The following is a 5,291-nucleotide window of genomic DNA, read 5'->3' as shown; positions in this document are numbered from 1 at the left end:
GGCCGTGACACACGCTCGGTGTGTCACGGCCCGCGGCTCTGTCTCTCTGCGGTGTCGCGCGGTCAGGCAGACTTCCTGCTGTCCCGCGGGTGCACGGCGATGTTCATGGCTCCGGAGCGCAGAACCGCCAGCCTCTCGGCCAGCACCTCCTCAAGCTCCTCGCGTGTGCGCCGCTCCATGAGCATGTCCCAGTGCGTACGCGCAGGCTTGCCCTTCTTCTCCTCGGGGCCATCCCCGTCCACCAGGAGTGCCATGGCGCCGCACGCCTTGCACTCCCACTCCGGCGGAATTTCCGCCTCTACCGAGAACGGCATCTCAAATCGATGTCCGTTCTGGCATGCGTACTCCACCGCCTGGCGCGGGGCCAGATCGATGCCGCGGTCCGTCTCGTAGCTGGTAACCACGAGTCGCGTGCCGCGGAGAGCTCGCTCACTCATGAATCGTGCCTCCCGGGCTTGTCGCCCACAGGACAGGTGTCGCTGTCGTCGTCATCCGGTCAACGTCCGGTCGGCGGCAAAGATTCCCGTTGCCGGTCATGCGTCGCCCGTCGTGCCGCTGCTTTTTCAGAGTTGGGTACCCAACGTTGCCCGGTTTGTCACATTTGGCAGAAGTTGTCACCCAACGGTTTAGCTTCTTCCACTCGCAGTAACGGTCCTCCGGGCAGGCCAAAGGCGTACACTACCGGCCTTTCACTTCAACGTCTAAATCCGTTCAGGAACGGGATTTCCCGCGGCCGCGACGGCCTGCCGTACAGGCACCCTGGCAAGCAGCACGGAACCGACCGCGAAGAAGATCACCAAAGAGATGATCGCATCCCGGTAACTGCCGGTCAGCTGATACGCGAGACCGAACACCAGCGGCCCCAGCCAGCTCAGTCCTCGGTCGCTCATCTCGTACGCGGAGAAGTACTCCGCCTCCTTGCCGCGAGGCACCAGATGCGAGAACAGCGAGCGGGACAGTGCCTGGCTGCCGCCGAGGACCAGGCCGATCGCCGAGGCCAGCAGATAGAAGAAGACCGGGGCGTCCGAGGGCAGGAAGTATCCGGCGACGAGGATCAGGGTCCAGACGACGAGAGAGGCCAGGACCGTGCGCTTCGCGCCGTACGCCTGTGCCAGCCGGCCCATGCCCAGGGCCCCGGCCACCGCCAGCACCTGCACCAGCAGCACGGCCGTGATCAAGGATGTCTGGTCGAGGCCCAGCTCCTCGGAGCCGTACACCGACGCCTGCGAGATCACCGTCTGGATGCCGTCGTTGTAGACGAGATAGGCGAGCAGGAACGAGAGCGTGAGCGGGTGGCGGCGCATGTCGCGCAGGGTCGCGAGCAGCTGTCGCCAGCCGGAGCCGACCGCGCCCTCACCGCCCGGTGCCACCCGCCGGTCACGCAGCCGGCGCAGCGGTACGACCGTGAAGGCTCCCCACCAGACCCCCGCCGACGCGAGGCAGATCCGTACCGCGTCGGACTCGGAGAGACCGAACGAATCGTGGCCCGTGTAGAGGACCAGATCGAGGACCAGGACGAGCGCCCCCGACGTGTAACCGAAGGCCCAGCCCCGGGACGAGACGGCGTCACGTTCGTCGGGCTCGGCGATCTGCGGGAGATACGCGTTGTAGAGCACCATCGACACCGAGATCGACGCGTTCGCCACGATCAGCAGGAACGCGCCCAGCAGATAGCGGTGGCCGTCCAGGAAGAACATCCCGGTCGTCGCGGCCGCCCCCACGTACGCGGCGGCCGCCAGCAGGGGCTTCTTGCGGCCCGTGCGGTCCGCGGCGGCGCCCACGATCGGCATCATCACCACCGCCACCACGACGGACATCGAGACCGCGTAGGCGAAGAGCGAACCCGCGCGCACCGGGATGCCGAGCGGGTGCACGAAACCGTCGGCGTCGGCGGCGGCCTTGGCGATCGACGTCAGATAGGGGCCGAGAAACACAGTGAGAACGCTGGTCGAGTAGACCGAACACGCGAAGTCGTAGAAGTACCAGCCGCGTTGTTCGCGTCTGCGGTCCGCGGCGTCGGCACCGCCGATGGTGTGTTCCGGCGTCGGCTCAGCGGTGCCCGTGGTCTCGGCGCTCAACCCGCACCCCCCTCGTATCTCCCCGTGGGGACGCCGCCGGGCCGGCGTCAGGCCCATGCCCCTCGCTCGCTCAGCACCGTGCGCAGCGTCTCGATGTGATCGGTCATGATGCCATCCACACCGAGATCGAGGAGAGCTGCCATCCGATCCGGTTCGTTCACCGTCCAGACATGGACCTGGAGCCCGCGGGCATGGGCCTCCCGGACGAAGCGCCGGTCCACCACCCGGACCCCGTTCTGGCTCTCCGGGACCTGCGCGCACACCGCTCCGGCGCGCAGGGCGGCCGGTATGCCGTACGAGCGCAGCCGCAGGCCCAGGACGCCGCGGACGCCGTACGAGGTGGCCAGCCGGGGGCCCGCGAGGCGGTGCGCCCTGGCCACCCGGGTCTCCGAGAACGAGCCGACACACACCCGGTCCCAGGCATCGGTCCGGCGGACCAGGTCGATCAGCGGGACGAGCGCCGGCTCGGCCTTGATGTCCACGTTCCAGCGGGCGTCGGGAAACGCCTCCAGCAACTCCTCGAACAGCGGCAGCGGTTCACGGCCCGCCACCCGGGCCCGCCGCACCTCGCTCCACGGCAGGTCGGCTATCCGGCCACGGGCGTCCGTCAACCTGTCCAGGGTGGCGTCGTGGAAGGCGACCAGACGTCCGTCCGACGTCGTGTGCACATCGGTCTCGAAGTAGCGGTAGCCGGCATCGGCGGCCCGGCGGAACGCGGCCGTGGTGTTCTCGATCCCGTCCGCCGCTCCGCCTCGGTGGGCGAACGGGATCGTCGCGGGATGGTCCAGATAGGGGTGGAGTACAGAGGTCACTGCGGCAGTATGGCCTCCTTCGATGGCCGGCCGGTGACGGCGGTGGTGCCGGACCCCGGCGCGGGAGCGACGGTCTAGTCGGCGGGCTTCGCCTCGGGGACCGCGAAGAAGCGCAGGAACAGCTGGGCGAGCGGGCCGATGGACAGCGCGTACAGGACTGTGCCCACGCCCAAGGAGCCGCCGAGCAGGAAGCCGCTCGCCACCACGGCCACCTCGATCGCCGTACGGACCAGGCGGACCGAGCGGCCGGTGCGCCGATGCAATCCGGTCATCAGGCCGTCGCGCGGCCCGGGGCCGAACCGCGCCGCGATGTACAGCCCCGTCGCGACACCGTTGAGCGCGATCCCCGCGACCATGATAACGATCCGGGCCGCCAGGCCGTGCAGCTCCGGGACGAGGGCGAGCGTGCCGTCCATGGCGAGGCCGATGGCGAAGACATTGGAGACCGTGCCGAGCCCGGGGCGCTGCCTCATCGGTATCCACAGGAGGAGGACCGCCGCGCCGACGATGATCGCGACGACCCCGATGGACAGCCCGGTGCGTTCCGCGAGGCCCTGGTGCAGCACCCCCCAGGGTTCGAGACCGAGCCCGGCGCGGACCATGAGCGCCGAGCTCGCCCCGTACAGGGCCAGACCGACGTACAGCTGCATCAGCCGCCGTGTGAGGTGCGCCCGGCGGGGGACGGCGGTGACGGACAAGATGTGCTCCCTCGTGTGGTGGCGGTGGACTGCCACGTGACACTCTGTGGCAGGGGATTGGCTGCCAACTATGGCCAATCCGAGGAAGGTGGACTGATTTACATGGCGCAGTGGACTTCGGCCGTCGGTGCCGCGCAGCTCGCCCGGCAGCTCCAGGCCCAGCAGCAGAAGCCGATGGGTCCCGGCGCCCGCAGGCCCCCCGCCTATCGCGCGCTCGCCGACGGCGTCCGGCTGCTCGTCCTCGAAGGCCGGGTGCCGGTCGCCGCCCGGCTCCCTGCCGAACGCGAGCTGGCGCTCGCCCTGTCCGTCAGCCGCACCACCGTCGCCGCCGCCTACGAGGCGCTGCGGGCCGAGGGATTCCTGGAGTCCCGGCGCGGCGCGGGCAGCTGGACCGCGGTCCCGGCAGGCAACCCCTTGCCCGCGCGCGGCCTGGAACCGCTGCCCCCGGAGTCGCTCGGTTCGATGATCGACCTGGGCTGTGCCTCGCTGCCCGCGCCCGAACCCTGGCTGACCCGCGCCGTCCAGGGCGCCCTCGAGGAGCTGCCGCCGTACGCGCACACCCACGGCGACTATCCGGCCGGACTGCCCGCGCTGCGGCAGATGATCGCCGACCGCTACACCGGGCGCGGCATCCCGACGATGCCCGAACAGATCATGGTCACCACCGGCGCGATGGGCGCGATCGACGCCATCTGCCACCTCTTCGCCGGGCGGGGCGAGCGGATCGCGGTGGAGTCCCCCTCGTACGCCAACATCCTTCAGCTGATGCGGGAGGCGGGCGCCCGGCTGGTGCCGGTGGCGATGGAGGAGGGGATCGGCGGCTGGGACATGAACCGCTGGCGGCAGGTGCTGCGCGACGCGGCGCCCCGGCTCGCGTACGTCGTGGCGGACTTCCACAATCCCACCGGCGCGCTCGCCGACGAGAGCCAGCGGCGGGCCCTGGTGGACGCGGCCCGCTCCGCCGGGACGGTCCTGGTCGTCGACGAGACCATGAACGAGCTGTACCTCGATTCCGATGTCGAGATGCCGCGCCGGGTCTGTGCCTTCGACCCGGCGGGCAGCACCGTGCTCACCGTCGGCTCGGCCAGCAAGGCGTTCTGGGCAGGCATGCGGATCGGCTGGGTGCGGGCCGCGCCGGACGTGATCCGCAGTCTGGTGTCCGCCCGCGCCTACGCCGACATGGGCACACCCGTGCTGGAACAGCTCGCCATCAACTGGCTGATGCGCACGGGGGGCTGGGAGGAGGCCGTGGAGCTCCGGCGCGGTCAGGCGCGGGAGAACCGGGACGCGCTGGTCGCGGCGGTGCGCCGGGAGCTGCCGGAGTGGGAGTTCCAGGTGCCGCGCGGCGGGCTGACGCTCTGGGTGCGCACCGGCGGACTCTCGGGGTCACGGCTGGCCGTGGCGGGCGAGCGGGTGGGGGTGCGGGTGCCGTCCGGTCCGCGGTTCGGCGTCGACGGCGCCTTCGAGGGATACGTACGGCTGCCGTTCACGGTCGGCGGTCCGGTGGCGGACGAGGCGGCGGTACGGCTCGCCGCGGCGGCGGAGCTGGTGGTGTCGGGGGCGAGCGCGGGAGCGGAGGCGCCTCGCACGTTCGTCGCCTGACGGCCGGGGCGCGGCGGAAGGGGCGGGGGAGGATCGCCAGCCAGTGTCCACGGCCACCTGGTACCTCTGGTGCGACGGCCGGATCCTGGTCAACATGGATG

Annotated in this window: 5 protein-coding genes; 1 reads left to right on the top strand and 4 read right to left on the bottom strand. The window is 70.6% G+C overall.

Annotated elements, in window-relative coordinates; translation table 11 throughout:
• Nucleotides 1-62: 62 nt before the first annotated feature.
• The 4 genes from AB0915_RS38180 to AB0915_RS38165 all read right to left on the bottom strand — a co-directional run bounded on the left by AB0915_RS38180 (nt 63) and on the right by AB0915_RS38165 (nt 3,588).
• Entirely contained in the window at nt 63-437 is a 375-nt protein-coding gene (locus AB0915_RS38180; RefSeq protein ID WP_007262928.1) for an RNA polymerase-binding protein RbpA, read from the bottom strand.
• A 264-nt stretch (nt 438-701) separates the two neighbouring features.
• Entirely contained in the window at nt 702-2,078 is a 1,377-nt protein-coding gene (locus tag AB0915_RS38175) for an MFS transporter (protein ID WP_366695870.1), read from the bottom strand.
• Nucleotides 2,079-2,125: 47 nt separating this feature from the next.
• Nucleotides 2,126-2,890 (bottom strand): glycerophosphodiester phosphodiesterase, encoded by a 765-nt coding sequence (locus AB0915_RS38170; protein ID WP_366695868.1) that lies wholly within the window; start codon nt 2,888-2,890, stop codon nt 2,126-2,128.
• A gap of 74 nt (nt 2,891-2,964) precedes the next feature.
• Nucleotides 2,965-3,588 carry a hypothetical protein gene (locus AB0915_RS38165; protein ID WP_366695866.1) on the bottom strand — a complete coding sequence of 208 codons (624 nt, stop codon included), beginning with the start codon at nt 3,586-3,588 and terminating at the stop codon, nt 2,965-2,967.
• A gap of 102 nt (nt 3,589-3,690) precedes the next feature.
• Between AB0915_RS38165 and AB0915_RS38160 the strand changes: the two genes are divergently transcribed.
• A complete protein-coding gene (locus AB0915_RS38160) occupies nt 3,691-5,190 on the top strand; it encodes a PLP-dependent aminotransferase family protein (protein WP_366695864.1) in 1,500 nt (499 codons plus the stop codon).
• Nucleotides 5,191-5,291: the final 101 nt, after the last annotated feature.

The organism is Streptomyces sp. NPDC048411, assembly GCF_040704695.1.
Classification (GTDB): domain Bacteria; phylum Actinomycetota; class Actinomycetes; order Streptomycetales; family Streptomycetaceae; genus Streptomyces.
Note: the sequence above shows the minus strand (reverse complement) of the source record. Positions and strands in the feature narration are given on the sequence as shown.